23 protein-coding genes and 1 pseudogene are annotated in these 14,578 nt (G+C 60.4%); all 24 read right to left on the reverse strand.

Annotated features, from left to right (window positions below; translation table 11 throughout):
• Nucleotides 1-79 (reverse strand): annotated as a pseudogene (locus AB4Y32_RS38160) (transposase); the annotation flags it as partial.
• 79 nt (nt 80-158) lie between these two features.
• Nucleotides 159-560 (reverse strand): hypothetical protein, encoded by a 402-nt coding sequence (locus AB4Y32_RS38165; RefSeq protein ID WP_368726231.1) that lies wholly within the window; start codon nt 558-560, stop codon nt 159-161.
• 61 nt (nt 561-621) lie between these two features.
• On the reverse strand, nt 622-1,443 hold the full coding sequence (locus AB4Y32_RS38170) for a prohibitin family protein (protein ID WP_368726232.1): 822 nt from the start codon (nt 1,441-1,443) through the stop codon (nt 622-624).
• Nucleotides 1,444-1,744: 301 nt separating this feature from the next.
• The gene (locus tag AB4Y32_RS38175) at nt 1,745-1,948 is read right to left on the reverse strand and encodes a hypothetical protein (protein WP_368726233.1); all 204 of its coding nucleotides are present in this window, start codon (nt 1,946-1,948) and stop codon (nt 1,745-1,747) included.
• A 35-nt stretch (nt 1,949-1,983) separates the two neighbouring features.
• Nucleotides 1,984-2,247: a hypothetical protein gene (locus AB4Y32_RS38180; RefSeq protein WP_368726234.1), complete on the reverse strand. Its 264-nt coding sequence runs from the start codon at nt 2,245-2,247 to the stop codon at nt 1,984-1,986.
• Between the two features lie 254 nt (nt 2,248-2,501).
• Complete coding sequence (locus tag AB4Y32_RS38185) at nt 2,502-2,828, reverse strand: hypothetical protein (RefSeq protein ID WP_368726235.1); 327 nt, start codon at nt 2,826-2,828, stop codon at nt 2,502-2,504.
• Nucleotides 2,829-2,867: 39 nt separating this feature from the next.
• Nucleotides 2,868-3,218, reverse strand: coding sequence for a hypothetical protein (locus AB4Y32_RS38190; protein WP_368726236.1), 351 nt, complete (start codon nt 3,216-3,218; stop codon nt 2,868-2,870).
• A 154-nt stretch (nt 3,219-3,372) separates the two neighbouring features.
• Nucleotides 3,373-3,774, reverse strand: coding sequence for a type II toxin-antitoxin system VapC family toxin (locus AB4Y32_RS38195; RefSeq protein ID WP_090872272.1), 402 nt, complete (start codon nt 3,772-3,774; stop codon nt 3,373-3,375).
• On the reverse strand, nt 3,774-4,010 hold the full coding sequence (gene vapB, locus AB4Y32_RS38200) for a type II toxin-antitoxin system VapB family antitoxin (protein ID WP_090872269.1): 237 nt from the start codon (nt 4,008-4,010) through the stop codon (nt 3,774-3,776). Before vapB ends, AB4Y32_RS38195 begins: the two co-directional genes overlap by 1 nt.
• 716 nt (nt 4,011-4,726) lie before the next feature.
• The gene (locus tag AB4Y32_RS38205; RefSeq protein WP_439899899.1) at nt 4,727-5,530 is read right to left on the reverse strand and encodes a DUF7221 family queuine tRNA-ribosyltransferase-like protein; all 804 of its coding nucleotides are present in this window, start codon (nt 5,528-5,530) and stop codon (nt 4,727-4,729) included.
• A 24-nt stretch (nt 5,531-5,554) separates the two neighbouring features.
• Nucleotides 5,555-5,686: a hypothetical protein gene (locus AB4Y32_RS38210; RefSeq protein ID WP_368726238.1), complete on the reverse strand. Its 132-nt coding sequence runs from the start codon at nt 5,684-5,686 to the stop codon at nt 5,555-5,557.
• Nucleotides 5,687-5,788: 102 nt separating this feature from the next.
• Nucleotides 5,789-6,949, reverse strand: coding sequence for a hypothetical protein (locus AB4Y32_RS38215; protein WP_368726239.1), 1,161 nt, complete (start codon nt 6,947-6,949; stop codon nt 5,789-5,791).
• Nucleotides 6,950-6,976: 27 nt separating this feature from the next.
• Entirely contained in the window at nt 6,977-7,195 is a 219-nt protein-coding gene (locus tag AB4Y32_RS38220; protein WP_368726240.1) for a hypothetical protein, read from the reverse strand.
• Complete coding sequence (locus tag AB4Y32_RS38225; protein WP_368726241.1) at nt 7,188-7,592, reverse strand: hypothetical protein; 405 nt, start codon at nt 7,590-7,592, stop codon at nt 7,188-7,190. The genes AB4Y32_RS38220 and AB4Y32_RS38225 overlap by 8 nt, the downstream gene beginning before the upstream one ends.
• Nucleotides 7,593-7,661: 69 nt before the next feature.
• Nucleotides 7,662-8,153: a hypothetical protein gene (locus AB4Y32_RS38230; protein WP_368726242.1), complete on the reverse strand. Its 492-nt coding sequence runs from the start codon at nt 8,151-8,153 to the stop codon at nt 7,662-7,664.
• 262 nt (nt 8,154-8,415) lie between these two features.
• On the reverse strand, nt 8,416-8,838 hold the full coding sequence (locus AB4Y32_RS38235) for a hypothetical protein (protein WP_368726243.1): 423 nt from the start codon (nt 8,836-8,838) through the stop codon (nt 8,416-8,418).
• Nucleotides 8,839-8,889: 51 nt separating this feature from the next.
• Nucleotides 8,890-9,171, reverse strand: coding sequence for a GntR family transcriptional regulator (locus AB4Y32_RS38240; RefSeq protein WP_368726244.1), 282 nt, complete (start codon nt 9,169-9,171; stop codon nt 8,890-8,892).
• Complete coding sequence (locus AB4Y32_RS38245) at nt 9,164-9,334, reverse strand: hypothetical protein (protein WP_368726245.1); 171 nt, start codon at nt 9,332-9,334, stop codon at nt 9,164-9,166. Before AB4Y32_RS38245 ends, AB4Y32_RS38240 begins: the two co-directional genes overlap by 8 nt.
• 60 nt (nt 9,335-9,394) lie before the next feature.
• On the reverse strand, nt 9,395-9,601 hold the full coding sequence (locus AB4Y32_RS38250; RefSeq protein ID WP_368726246.1) for a hypothetical protein: 207 nt from the start codon (nt 9,599-9,601) through the stop codon (nt 9,395-9,397).
• A 26-nt stretch (nt 9,602-9,627) separates the two neighbouring features.
• Nucleotides 9,628-9,813, reverse strand: a complete 186-nt coding sequence (locus AB4Y32_RS38255) for a hypothetical protein (RefSeq protein ID WP_342937664.1) — start codon at nt 9,811-9,813, stop codon at nt 9,628-9,630.
• Nucleotides 9,814-9,887: 74 nt separating this feature from the next.
• Nucleotides 9,888-12,212, reverse strand: a complete 2,325-nt coding sequence (locus AB4Y32_RS38260) for an SMC family ATPase (RefSeq protein WP_368726247.1) — start codon at nt 12,210-12,212, stop codon at nt 9,888-9,890.
• Nucleotides 12,200-12,820, reverse strand: a complete 621-nt coding sequence (locus AB4Y32_RS38265; RefSeq protein ID WP_368726248.1) for a hypothetical protein — start codon at nt 12,818-12,820, stop codon at nt 12,200-12,202. The genes AB4Y32_RS38260 and AB4Y32_RS38265 overlap by 13 nt, the downstream gene beginning before the upstream one ends.
• A 176-nt stretch (nt 12,821-12,996) precedes the next feature.
• A complete protein-coding gene (locus AB4Y32_RS38270; RefSeq protein ID WP_368726263.1) occupies nt 12,997-14,379 on the reverse strand; it encodes an exonuclease SbcCD subunit D in 1,383 nt (460 codons plus the stop codon).
• Nucleotides 14,357-14,575: a phage filamentation protein Fil family protein gene (locus AB4Y32_RS38275; protein ID WP_368726264.1), complete on the reverse strand. Its 219-nt coding sequence runs from the start codon at nt 14,573-14,575 to the stop codon at nt 14,357-14,359. Before AB4Y32_RS38275 ends, AB4Y32_RS38270 begins: the two co-directional genes overlap by 23 nt.
• Nucleotides 14,576-14,578: the final 3 nt, after the last annotated feature.

The raw sequence follows: 14,578 nt of genomic DNA on the forward strand, positions 1-14,578 counted from the left end.
GTTGATCGATCAGCTCATCGGGGAACAGCTTCGGCGCCTTCGGGTTCTTGCTCTTCTTGGTCACTGTTGCTTCGGTCATAGGACGTTATTTCCGTTATCGTCTCATGACCTCGGCACACTAAAAATCCGACAGGCTCCAACTTAGCCATGACTTTTTTCTACTCGTGATCGGCAATCTGGTGCCTGCGTGCTTCCGTCGCGGGCAGCGCTACAGGCTCGCGCGCAATCCCCCACGCTTCAAGGAGACCATCGAACGAAGGAAGCGCGACATGCATTCTAGGCGCCGGCAACGCAACGCCGGTCGCGCGATACCGCATCCGCTCTTTGGCGCTCGCGCCTGCCCGGACGACGCGCTCAAGCGCACCGCTCCGAACGGCATACTGGATCGCATCAGAAGCGGTGCGCGACTTCATTAGACCGGACGCGGCAATCTCCTCTACCGTCGCGCTTTCGCGATCGCGAAGCCACGCCAAAAGCGCCTTGGCGTTTGCGTGCGTGCTCATGCTCAACCTTTCCCGTTTTCCGTCTTGTTGCCGCTCGTTAGTTGGTAACTGCCACAATCGCGCCCCACGCTGCCCTAGCGTAGATCACTCATATCATCAGTGGCCCTTTCCTGTTTTCCTATCGATCTACCTTACTTATGCCAAGATTTCCGAGCATTGGCAGGACTCCGCTACTCCCCAGTACTTCCGGCAAGTGGCCATCCCACTTTGCTACTGCCTGCTGCTGAATGATCTCGGGTGTGATCGTCTGCTGAAGTAGTTTTTGCGCTTCGGCCTGCGCGTGTGCCTCGACTATCTTCTGATCAGCAAGGACCCTGGCTTTCTGCAACTCGTATTGCGCCTGCTGTGCACGCTGCTGGGCTACCTGCTTCTGCTCGATCGCCTGCGAGAACTGCGCGCTGAAGTGGAAGTCTGTGATGTTCACAGAATCTACCACCAGCCGATATGGTTTGAGTTCGGCGGTGATTTGCGCCTCGATTTGTCCACGCACCTGATCGCGGTGAGTGATCAAATCCTCCGCATTGTAGTGGGCGGTCACTGCTTTCACGGAGTTGCTGATCGCCGGCTTAATGATCTTGAGGACTAGAGCGGATTCGTTGCCAATGCGCTGATAGACCCACTCAGCGTCGGCCGGCAGGATGTGCCAGTTCGTCGCCACCGTCGTGGTCACATCCTGCAGATCAAGGCTCGCCGCCGTCTCCGCATCCTGGGAGTTTTGCACCTGAACGTCCATTTTGGCGACCGACTGCGCGAATGGGACCTTCAAATGGAGGCCCGGGTCAAGTACACCCGGTTCGACGGCGCCCCATGTCATAAGCACGCCCCTTTGCCCGGGGCCGACGGTCACAAAACCGCCGGCAATCAGCGCGAAAACAAAAAAAACGATCACAGCGAGACCGAAAGCGCGAGGCCTGGCTGGCAGATTCACCTGTACGCTCATTGTTGTTTTCTCTATTCTGAATTATTGGAAACCGTTGTTCAGCAACAGACACGTTTTATTGCGCTCGCGCTGATCCCCGCGCTGTTGTGCAACCTGGCTAGCTATGTACCCGATTTCGGGTCTAGATCACCCTGCTGACAGAGAACGCCGGCCGAACCGGATCAGCCTCTATCAATCCGTTAACGGCAGACAAGCTGAAAACTCCAATCAACTCCTGAATCAGCTTTAACGACCAGCCGTCACGGGGAGGCGAACAGCAAACGTTCGGCGAGCGGCACTTGCGTTCCAGTTCTCTTTTCCTCTACAGCAGCTTTATCTGGCCGGAATTGGCCTCGCACGGATCGCGCTCGCCCTCGGAGACCGCGCTGGCCACTCGCCAGGACGACGGTTCGACTCGACCAGCTGGCGCAACCGTACGGTCCTGTCGATACTCGCGGCCCCATGCCGGGCTCAGTATCTCGGCAGCGAGCAGGACGTCCGGCGCGATCTGAATGTAATGACCCATTTGACGGCGTTCTCCCCGTTTTCCGCTCTATTTGCTCAATCGAACGATCCCGACTCCAGGTCGTTCTCGAAGTCGGCGATCCAGGCCCTTCCGTGGCCGCCGTCGTATAAAGCCACGGATGACTTTCCGCGCAGCGCCACGGTCACTTGCCGGCCAAACGGCCCGACTCGGCCCCCGCCCGGATATTGGTCCTCGTCGACCACTTCGAATTCGCTGACGGCGCGACCGTACTTCTGGCATACGGCCGAGAAGTCGTCTTGCTCGTCCTGCGGGAACTGAGAGAGCAGGTGACTCGCCATTCCTACCTCCGTCGCGCTTTCCTATACAAACTTCGTGGTTCCTTGGCCCCAGCAAATGTCCATGAACAAACCCGTCGCGTCATCGAGTAGTTGCGGGTCAGTGACAGGCGCGGACTCAATCTCTTTGATCGCTTGCCACACAATGTCATGGCTCGCTCGGCCACCTTCCGAAGCTCTCGAACCTTGCCCTTATCGATCGCGTCGTTGTATTCCTTCGCGACCGCCTGGAGATGTTCACGCATGTGCATGTATTCCTACTCTTCGAAGGGAATGTGCTGGCCGGCGCGCGACTGCATTCCGAGCTTGCCCTCACTCCCCATCGCATCCTGCCAGGCGATCATTGCGTCTGCAACGGCATCCTTTTCGCCACTGAATGCGAGCACGGTTTCACTGCATGACGGGCAGATGCCGCCAAATGCAGCACCAATGCTCCGCATGTTTCGCGTGTCCATAGCATCAAAGTCGGTGAATGCCGTTTTGCAAGCACCACACACCAGCTTCTCCGGGCGCAACGCATCGGTCTTTGCCTTCGCTTGTGCGATCCGCTGTTCCTTCGTGCCACGCTGCTTTGCTTGCCCCATCAAATTCCCCTGATTCCGTATTCCTCGTTGTCCCCGGTATTACTCGCGGCGCAGAGCAGAGGCAATTCGGCCCTTCCATGTTCCTGGCTGAACTTCATATCGTGCCAGTCGGTCTACGAGCCTCTCACGCGGCGCGGTGCTCGTATATCGGCTGCCTTCAGGCCACGAGTCGGTTTGAAGCCAGCCCATCGACTGGCCAACGCCCAGTGACTCCCGGTAGGTCAGCGCGTAGATGATAGCCGTCTCCGGTTGCCCGACACCCCACATGTACGCCAAAGGGAGGTCGGGGAATTTGGCATACTTCCGGTCGATCGAGAACGAGCGCTGCGTCGCCGCTTTGATCTGTATCGGAACGGCTGTGAACTTCCCAATCTGCTCGTCGATGTCCACGTACGCAATCAGGTCGACACCCCCAATCGCGGACCGGCGTGGCGACCTCAACACCGCTCCGCAAGAGATCGTTGATCAGCCGATTCCGTCCAAAGATCGCCGTTAACTGTGTATCCGTCGCCGTCGGCATTCGCGCAGCCCGTTTCCTGTTTCCCTACTTGTTGAGCCAGTTTTCGAGCCTGATACCGGGATAGCTGGCAAAGTCGCGCTCGTTGTTGGTAACGAGAATAACGTCCAGCGCAATCGCGTGTGCGGCGATCAGCTTGTCAAGAGCATCCTTCTTGCGCTCGCGCGTCGCTTCGCGCACAGGCCCGTAGGCCGTTGCTGCGGCAGCGTCGAACGCGGCCACAGGAATATCCTCGATTAGGGCGGCGAGATTGCGGCGCTCGCGAGTTCGGTTCGCAGACACTACGACGCCGTATTCAAGTTCAGCGTAGGTGACTGCGGACATAACCACATCCCCGACGTAGCACTGCGCAAATCGCTTCGCGACTTCTTCAGGCTGATTCTTCATCAGGTAGATGCACATGTTCGTGTCGAGCATAAAGCGCGGCATCACAATCCCTCGCGCTCAGCCTGCTCTTGCTCGCCGCGCCCTTCAGCCATGAAATCCGGCCCGAATTTCGCGAACTTCTTGAGCACTCCCGCCAGCGGACGACGCGCCGGACGGATCCGGATCTCATCGCCTACGCGCTCAATTTCGACCTCGACATCGCTCCGGTCGTAAGCAAGATCGGCCGGAATGCGAACGGCTTGCGAGTTGCCATTCTTGAAAACGCGGGTGGTATGCATAGCGGTTCCTGCTGTGTGTACGGTGGATGTACTATAGACTATCTCTCGCTCCATGTAAATACGCGTATGCACATGGGCAGCGACTACACTCCACGGCTTGAGCGGATCGTGCGCGGTCATGCCTCGGAACAAGCGCGCCTTGGGCCACTGTTACGAGGATGTTTGCCTCCACGAGCGCAAAAGCCGGTCCGCGAGCCCCGAATTGTCGGCTTTCCTCGGAAAACCCGGAGCGGTGCCGCGCCTGAACATCCGAGTCCGTGATCGGGATAGGGGTAGGCCTCGCGGCCCGACCCCTCCCACGCCACCGTGCGTACGGGTCCGTACACGGCGGCTCGGATCGGTTAACCGACTGGACCGACCGAGGGAAGTCCAAGAGAGCGTAGATACCGGTTTGGCAGTGCGAGACGCCGCGCAGGCCTCACGAGGTAAGCCCAACCGTCTTCACCACACACCTGCCAGATCTACCGACCAGCCCTTGATGGTTGGACTTCCCGATCATTTGCTCGCTCGTCCGGCTGGGTAGGCCTCGTATCTGGTTTCTGTTCGTCAGGTCGTGGCTTTGCTACACGCGTCCTTCAGACCCCGCCTCGCGACGACGCCCTTGCGTTTCGCTAGCCCTTCGCCACCATCAGGCTGGGCAGGGGACTTTCACCCCGAAGCTGTTGCGCATGCTCGGCACACAAAAAAGCCCGCGCGTCTATCGACGCACGGGCTCGTTACCAGGAAACTGAATCAGCGTGAAAAGCGAGGCGGAACTGATCGCCGCTAGCAAGCGTTGCGCGCAGAGTCGCCGACGTCATCCAGCGGTTCATTTCAGCCGTACGGTTCGCAATCGTATTGGAGACTCCCGCCTGTCGTGCTTTCATTCGCGCAGCGAAGTCGGCCGCCATCGAGTCCACACTGGCCACCCAGTCATACATCTTCACGCGCTCCAGCGCTTGTCCCTTCACACCGAACAGATGAAGCTTTGCGCCGAGCGGAAGATGACCTTCCAGGCCTTCGAGAATCGCGAGCAGGCCGTGATGCGGATCAGTAACATGCCGCCGACAGACCGAACCGAGTCCGATAAGCGCTGGCGGTGAAATCCACGGCATCCAACGCTCCCACACGTGCATCATCAGGTCGATGCTCCGGCGGTAATCGCCAACCGACCAGCCCTGCGCCACTGGTACGGGGATACGAACCATGTTCTGTACGGCATTCGCATTCATTGTCCGGGCCAGCTGCTCCTGCCACGCATACACGACGCGAAGCATGCCTTCGAGCAGCGTCGCCGTCGCGTTCACCCGATAGTCGATCGCCTGCTGATCGACGGCCAGCTCCGGCTCACAGCAAAGGTCGGGTTGCGCGACCCATGCCGCCCCGGAGAACGAGACCAGTTCAACAAACTGTTCCATCGTCCACGGATAGACGCCGGCAATTCCGGACTGCTGACCCTTCGACTGGAACAGCTTCATTGCGGTAAAGCCCGCGCTGTCCAGCGCAAAATCGACCTCCGTCAGATCGGTTGCTTGAGGAATTCGGAAGCGTCCTGCCTTCGGGTTTCAGAAGGCAGACGCGGACACCATACCGGCGAATCCCTCATTGAAGGCATGAAACGCCAGCTTGCCGCCACTATGCGGAATCCCGCCGCGGATCAACAGGCCGTCATCGACGTGCGCATTGAGTTGCGACATGGGCATTCGGCTGACGTGTGATTCACGTTGCATAAACGTGCTCCAGTACAAGCGCGGAGCAGCCCATGCGGGCCGCCCCGCATGGGTGAGAAAGGAGACCGCTTACGCGGCCAACGGAAAGAGATGCATCTGTTGCCCTTCGATGCCGCGCATCTGCGCGTCACTGATGGCGTTGTCGACAAGGTGCCGATCGAGCTCGGCCGGTGTGAGATTCAGCCGCTCAGCGAGACGCGCGAAATACTGCCCGCGCGTGGCAATGTCCTGATAGCGTTGTGACGCGCCAACAGGAAGCGTCAGCATCGTCTCGTTGAGCCAGAAACGTGCTGATTCGATTGCCGCATACCCTTGAACTCGCGCATACCACGCGTGATCAAATGCGCAGGTTACGAACTCACACGCCCGCGAAGCATCCACGTCGAGTTGATCGCTCTCCTCGAAGTAGACGGTGCGTTCGCCGCTCGTCGTCTGCGCATACGCGGATAGCCGTTCCGGATGTCGATACGGATTCCACTGTTCGGCCGCATAGTCGCGCAACCCGTCGGTCGGTGCTTCTGCATCAAAGCCGCCGACCCGATACCAGCCATGCAATGGAATCGGGACTTTCGGGAATACCTCTACCTGTGGGACGCGATAGCGAAACCCGAGGCGATGCACTTCAAACCAGATGGATATTGCTGGAAACGCGTGCGGCGCGTAGTGATGCATCGACAGCATGAAATCGATCGCCACCAGTTGGGCGGGTGTGATCATTTCAAACTGTATCTCGCACAGCTCGCGATTTTCAGGTGTGTCAGGGATGCGACCGCTCGCGAGATCCGCATCGTGCTGCTCGGCGCGCTCCACTTCGAGTGCGTCGAGCGTCAGCAGGTACCGCAGCAGATTGATCCGCTCCTTGTACGAAAGCACATCAGGCTGAACCCGGATATAGCCGTTGTCGCCCAACGAGCGCCCCACCAGCTCGCGCCGGTCGAGATCCCATTGCGTCGCGAGCAGATAGTTCCGGAAATCGTTCAGGCCGGACATATACGCGTACTCCGGCTCGCGGACCATCGATTCGAGCGAGCGATCTCGCTCGCCCGCCACGCAGCAGAAAACGCAGCCAAACCGACTCCCGCACGCAGCACGCTGACCGTCCTCGCCGAGCACGACACCGCACATCCCATCGTTGGCCGCACGGTACAGATCCGAGAGGCGTTCGATGGTCCGTTGCGAGAAGGCACATGGGAAAGGCCGCTTCGCTTCATCAGCGAAGAGTGTGAGCATCGTCCAGACGTCGTCAGTGGTCCAGTCTCACAGCGGTGACACGGCGAGCGCGCCGCGTGTATCGCGTACAGCCGCGTTTGCACTTTCACCGCGTTTGATCATGGCCGCGCCGCGGGCCGCGCTTTCGGCAAGCCGGGTGCCCAGCACGGTCACGATCTCGCGATCGCCGCGCGTAGCCGCGTCGCGCTCGAGGGCCGCACGCAAGCGCCCCTGCGGGATCAATTTCCAGTCCGTGGCGTTATGCACGAATGCGCTTGCCGTTTCGTACACCGTTTTGTGGCGTGCGAATCAGTGTGCCTCGACCAATGGTCGAGACAACGAACTGCGCCGCGAGTGATGGCGTGGCAACATGGGTCGTAACCGACAGCGCCCGCCTGACGGCGAAGTGATCGATCTCTTCGAGCATCGTTTCGATGTGGCGGGCGAGGCTGCTGTTTTCGATGGTCGTGTCCGCAGTCGAGATGAAATGGCTGGGCTGCACTTCGCCTTTTATAGCAATACGGCGCACCGCCTCAAGCATGAGGATGGTGGCGCAGGTCGAGTCCTTGCCGCTTACCGTCCCGCAAAGCGGGTGGCCGGCGCGGATGAGACCGATGAGTGCCGCAATCGCGGCTTCCATCTTGAGGATGATTTCGTCAAACATGATTGCTCCAGTTCACGGGAGCACTCCCCTGCGGGAGTGTCGCCCACAGGGATTAATGAATTGATAAGGTCAGTCAGCGAGTGCGCCTATTTCATCCACCATCTGGCGGTAGGTGATGAGGCCTTCCTGATGCTTCTGCATGATGGCCGCACGTCGAATACCCCGCGCCCATCGAGCAGTTGAACCGATGCGGTCGAGCGCTCCGGGATCGGTCACGACGTAGCCCATGCGGAGCATGTCTTCGACAGCTTCGGGAAGCGAGTCAAAGCACATGTGGCCGATGAAGCCGTCCTGATCGAACTGCTGCACGCGCCATGACTTCGCGCCGGAGGCATCCGGGAGTGCAAATGCCCACGACTCGCGCTCGTTCTGGCGGCACTCGATGCCAGCCGGCTGGCCGTCATACGAAGACATGAGACGTTGGTATGCGATCTGCAACGGACGGACTTCGTCACGCAGGAGACGGGCGAAGTCTGCTGGGATGTCATCCGATGCTGCACAGACATTTTCCCAGGACGAGGAACGGTAACGTTTGATGGTGCTGCGATGGATGCTGTTCACGGAGGCTCCAGTGGAAGGGAGCCCTCCCATGTGGGGAGAAAGCTCCCACAGGGAAAAAAGAAAGGCCCGCACGGAGCGAGCCTGTCGATGCGCCAGTGGCGCGGGTTGTCTACACAGCGTAACGCCAGAAATTGGCCGTGACACCGTGGAAAGATGCTGTATTTGCGTTCTCTTTCGCGATAGCGATGTTTATTAAAAAAAGCCCGTCGAAGCCTCCAGGTTGGAGACTCACGACGGGCGGGTGCAGGTTGTCGAAAGCCGCCTATGCAGGTTCGGCCACAACTATGTGTGTCATCCATGCGGACGCCGATGGCAGGCGGCCAACGAGCGCCAGAAGCTCCGTGTCTTCAGCGCCGCGCGCCTCAACGCTGGAACCGTTCAGAATCGCGGCCTGTAGATAAAACAGGAATGCGAGACCGTCTGGCCCATGCTCTTCGGCGACCGCACCGAGCGATTCGACTTCGTCGAGCAGCTCGCGCACGAACAGCGATGAGAGGCCCGCGCGATGCATGGTCACGATGGCATTGACCGCGATATCAGCGCCGACGCCAGGATTGTCATCAGGAATGTCCGTGCCGTTGATTGCCTTGGATTCGACCAGGCAACGCATCACGTCGTCGAAAAAATCACTGCAGGAGTACGTCATCGATTTGCTCCAGAGAATAGTGCAAGCAAACCGCGCCAACCGGGCGGTTTGCCCGGTTGGGAACGTGAATAGAATTGAAGGTTTGCGGTGTCAGGCGGAGTGAGCAACCTGCTGACCGAGGACAATGGTCCCGCCGCGACCAACGTTGCTGCGAATCAGACCGCGACGTGCCGCCTCGCGAAACGCCGCATTCACCGTGTTCAGGTCGAAGCCAAGGTCGTCGGTAATCGCCCGCTGTGATGGCAGCCGGTCTCCGGGTGCGAAGATGCCGAGGCTAATCGCTTCTTCGATCTGGGCAGCGATTGCCAGATAGACACGTCCGCGCAGACGCGCAAAATCAGGACGCCAGCCCTGCTTCGGGTCCTTAAACATTGCTGTACCTCAAATGCCGGTCGAACGGCGACGGGTTTGCGCGTAAGGCTCGGGCGCCCGCGCCATGGTTGCCCATTGCTGCAACGGACTGCTGTTCCCAGAGCAAACAGCCAAGCGCCAGTAACGCTCCAATCACAGCCGCGGTTGCAATCTGCTTTTTCATGATCGCCTCTAAGTTTAAGCGAGAAGCCCCGACGCTCTGTCGAGGGTCGGGGCATTCGCGTCAGGAGCAGGTTTTCGGATGGGCGGTCGGGAATACCAGCACGCGGCCATCCTTGCAGAGAACGAAGTCGCCCGGCTCGCCCTTCGGTTGCTGGACGACAATAGTGGGGACAGGCTTCGCCGTCTCGACCCTCGCCTGGGGTTGGGACGAGCAGGCGCACAGCGATGAACTGCCTGCTGCAATGAGCAGCATCAAAAGGTTGTTCATGGGAAAGACCTCACAGGGGCGGCCGCTTACGCGGCGTGCGATTCCAGGGGGATGCTGGCGTGAAGCGTCACCCACTTTCCGTCGACGAGAACGTCACGCATGAGCGTGCCGTTCAGGACGTAGGTGTGAGTGGTGCCAACACGCGGCGTTGAGGCGCGGACCGACACCGTGACGGTTTCGATACGCGCGTACATGTCTTGCTTGGATTTCATAGCGTTCCTCGTTGAAAAAAAGCGAGGGAACGCCCCTGTGGGGAGCGGTCCCCACAGGGTTGAAAAAGCATCGTTCAGGCTGCCGCTAGCGCGGCAACATCAATCACGGCATCGGCTTCTGCGACAAGATCGGGCGTTTGCGAGATGAAGAACTCGCGCTCATACCCGCCCTGCCGCAACACTTCCCGCTTCATCCGCATGAACTGCAGCTTGCGTTGCGGATCGAGTGGACCATCGGACTCGTCGCTGAACAGGGATTGATACGGCTGACCTGCGTTGCTAGCCAGGTACAGCGCTATCCCTCGCGTCAGACACTCGTTGATCCAGACCTTCTGGCCACCCGACATCACCGTGACTGCCTTGGTGCTGTCGTGATCGGCGTCGTGTACGAGGATTTCAAAACCCTCGCGCAGTTCGCCGCTAGCCAGTGCACGCTGAGTCTGGATCTCGACCGTGAAGCGCATGCCGTAGCATGCGAGCAGCAGGTCGTTCACCATCTTCGTTAGCGCAGGTCCAGCATCGTCGATCGTCAGCGCAATCACTCCCTCGTTGCCGAGGCCCTTGGCCAGCAGCTTCCAGCGAGCGATCTCGTCCGAAATGCGCTGGGCACGCGATTGCGTCGCGTCGAAGCCCCCGAGTTCGGTTGCGATGGTCTGCCGCTCGACCTCACGTGTAGCCTGGGAACGGATCAGGGATTCGATCCGTGCTTCGGCCGCGGTGATGGCTTCACGGCATTGCGACAGTTGCCGGTCGATGTCAGCGATAGCGCCGGTCACATCGTCGACGCCGAGGCGCGCGACTTCCGTGTCCAGTTCCGTCGCCTCTGTCGTCAGCTGCAATTGCTGCGCCTCCCGGCGAGCATGCAACGTCGCTTCCTCAGAATCGAGCGCGGCCAGTTCTGCTGTGGCCTTGCTCAGTCCCTCGGTTGCGGCATCGAGCAGCGGCTTGCGCGCGGCGAGATCCACGGCCTTCTGCAGATCGCGGCGTGCGGTCGCAATCTGGTCGGTGACCGATTTCAGCTCCCCACGTTTTCCCGCAAGTTGCTGGACCTCGGGCGTGAGCTTTTCGACAGACTCGCGTTTCGTGCGGAACTCGGTACGAAGGTTGGTGAGCGAAATGCGTTGCTCATGCACTTTCGTATCGGCCTCGCGCGCCTGCGCAAGCAGCGGGCAGGTGTTGTGCATCTCGTGGCCGGCACACGGCACGGTTCCGATCACACTCGCCTGCTGTTCAAGGGCTTTTAGAAGCGTTGCCCGTGACGACCCTTCCGACTCCAGCCCTTTCAACCGGGACGAAGCCGACGTCAGTTCAAGCTGCTTTGCTTCGAGCACATCGATAGCCGCCTGAATCGGCGCAATGCGGGCTTCCTCCGCAGCGATGCGTGCCTGTGCGGCGTCGCGCGCCGCGGCGGCTCCAAGAATCGCCTCTCGCTGCGCGATCACAGCGTTGTGCTCCGTGACCGCAGCGCGCAAGGAAGTGCGCCGCTGTCCAAAACGGCGATCGTCAGCGGTCGCGTCAGTAGCGAGCGTTTGCAGCGCCGTGGCGATCTGACTGCGCCGCGTTGCCAGTTCGCGTAACCGGGCCTGTGCGCTCGCATTCGCTGTCTGTTTCGCCACAAGCAATGCGCGCTGGTCGGTCAGGGCGACAACCTTGACGTTCAGCGCTTCGCGGCTCTCGCGAGTTGACGCTACTGACTGAACATCGGAAGCGATCGCCTGATCGATCTGTGCAAGCCGGTCACGTTTCGCGCCGAGCGCAACTAGTTGCTGTTGCGTGGTGTCCAGCGTGCGGCCAAGCACCTTTGCGACCTCGCTGGCTTGCGCCGACAGCGTACGAAGATCGTCGATATGCAGGAGTTCGGCCAGCAGCGCCTTGATCTCGCTCGCTCCATAGGAGGCGAGCGGACGCCGGTTCTGCGCCGAAAAGACGCTGGTGAAAAACGACTCCAGCGATCCGCATACCGATTCGACACACAGATCGTAGGTTTCCGCCTTGCCGTCAGAGACAATGCCGTCGCCCGTCTGCATGGGTTGCCATTTGCCGTCCGCGTCACGCCAGGCCAGGAAATACTCGGCCTTGCCAGTCTTGCCGGGCTTGCGAAAAGCGAACGATGAGCGGTAACGAACGCCGCCGTGCTCCCATTCGAACTCCTTCAGTGCCTGCACACCGTAGAGGTGATCCCAGTAGGAGAATCCATCGACGGACAGCTTCGTCGCGCGGGAGGGCATGATCCGGTACGGATGGAGGTTGTCCATGAGGGTGGACTTCCCCGCCCCGTTCGGGCCCGTGAGCGCAATCAGGCCGTTCGGAAGCGATTCGAGATCGAGCGTGATGCTGTCGCGTTTCATCCCGTCCCGAACACCGATAAAGCCGGTAAGTGTCAGCGTCAGTGGGCGCATGGCTGCACCTCCGGCGCGTCAAACAGATAATCGGAAGGCAGCCACGGCGCGTCGTCGTCGCTGGAGAACATCCTGCCAACGACGGGGTCGGGCATTGCGGCACGCTTCGCCGCTTCCGCTTTAGCCGCTTCAGCCGCTTCAGCCGCGGCCGCAGCCTCGACAACCCGCTTTTCAAGCGAGCCATCAACGGCATCTTCGACGGTCTTGCAGACGGCAGCGTATTCGGAACTGGTGCGCCGGATCAGGCCGTCCCAGTTGTCCACGCCAGTCAGCGCGAGCAGCTCGCGCGGCCCCCACTGGCTTGCGTATCCCGTCTCGAACGACCAGAGCAGGTTTTGCATCTGGATGTCAGGGACGACGGCCAGATCGGACTGGTCCACGTTGACGGCCGCAGCGAGGATGAGAAATCGCCCGGACTGGGCAATCACCGCACCGCGATGCTCGCCAAACGGCGTGTGAAAAATGCCAGCGCTGAATCCGGCGTGGGCCGTGAGGACCTTGCCGATATCGCGTGGCGCGCGCTTTGCGCTGAAATGCCGGACCCATTGGGCTCCAGCAGGATAAAGACCAAACATGATGACACTCCGCAGAAAATGGACGGAGTGCATCCCGGAAGGGATGAATCCCCGCCAGGGTTAAAGACAAAAGATGGATGCAGCGAACTGCGATCGATGCGTCAAAGACGCGGGTGAACCTTGTTTCGGTAGCGCACGTCGCGGCGCGCTACCGGAACACGGCTGTGTTCCGCGCGAGAGTGCCGTGTTGGCCACTCCCGCTATGGCGGCTAGGCCGCAAACAGATCATCGTTGAGCCAGTCGAGCGTCGATGCTGCGGGAGCCGACTCTGCCGGTTGAGGCTCGGCGGCAGGTGAAGCGTCTTCCAGCATCGGTGTTGATGCCGCCGGATGCGGCAGCACGACGGCGAGGGACGGCGACTGCGCCAGCGAATCAATGCGTTCCAGCACACCGGCAGCGATCGCTTCCGCGTCGCCCGAGGCGAGCAGCTGCAATCGCTCCTGCAGCTGGGCGGCTTCGACATTGGCCAGATCACACCAGCGAGCGAGCTTGCCTTCGACAGTCGTCTCCAGGCTGATGCCCTGGGCACGGCTGCGCACGACAGGCAAGATCCGGGCTTCTACCTTGAGATCCGCCGCACCGGCAAACAGCGCCTTGATGGCTTCGCGGTCGACCGCCTGCCGATGCTCCTCGTCGATCTGCCAGCGCACCCGCACGAACTTGTCGGCGGCGGCCGCCGCAATCTCTTCGAGCCGCGCCATGTCGGGTGGCCCGTCGAAATCGATGCAGATCATCTGGCGTGAGGGCGTCGGAACCAGCGTCGCCGTCGCACTGCCCGGCTCCACATTCCATGCGAGATAGCCCTTATCGCCCTCCTCGCCGTAGTGGAACCGCCCGATCGATCCGGGGTAGGCGACGAGCCTGCTATCGCGCTCCCACTGCTGCTCCTTGTGGATATGACCGAGCATGAATCCATCGCATTCGGCATCAAACAGCGCCGTCAGAGAGAATTCGTGATCGAAGCCAGCCATAACGACGCCATGCTCGGTCGTGCAACCGTTGACAGTGCCATGCGACACGCCCACCGTCCGGATTCCCGAAGCGCGAAACTGCCTGTTCACCCGGCCTGCCGCCGCCAGAAATGCGGCAAGCACATCGCCCAGTCCCGTACCTGCCTCGAGCGCGCCAACGCTCGCGGCAAGCTGGCCCTTGTTGACCGTGGGAAGGCAGGTGAACACGACTTCGGGGTTCAGGTCGATGAACTGGCGCAGCTCGTCATCGGAAAACACGGGCCCTTTCGACGCCCAGAACCGACCATCGATCAGCGCGACCTGAGACACGCGGTCCGCTACGAAGATCTGATGCGTGCCGCCCATAAGCGCGAAGTTGTCGAGCGTGCCAGGAGGCTCGTGCGAAAACGTGCCCTGAAGCATGAGAACAGGCATCGAATTGGCCAGCCGGTGAACCTGAGTGGCTAGCGAATTCAACGACGGGGCATGGGCGTCGAGACGATGGTCAGTCGAGTCGCCCGAGATCACGCCGACCTCGGCGCCGCGCTCGATCGCAACGCTGACAGCGAAGCTAAAGCACCGATCCGATTCGATCAGATTGTCCGGCGCGTAATGCAGATCAGAGAAATGTGCGAGTTGCAATTTCGCCTCCAGAAATAAAAATGGCCGCCCGTGGGCAGCCTGGATGGAATTGACGTCCGCAAGGACGTGTGAAAAAGAGGTGGCCGTGATCACGGCGTGATCTTCGATGCGCGGGATGCGCGGTCGAAAGCGTTTGAGCAAACGACGGTTCGCTTGCTAAAGCGTTTTCGTCGTAGATGAGAGTAGCCAGCGCAATGGC

The organism is Paraburkholderia phymatum (genome assembly GCF_040965635.1).
Taxonomy (GTDB): Bacteria; Pseudomonadota; Gammaproteobacteria; order Burkholderiales; family Burkholderiaceae; genus Paraburkholderia; species Paraburkholderia phymatum_B.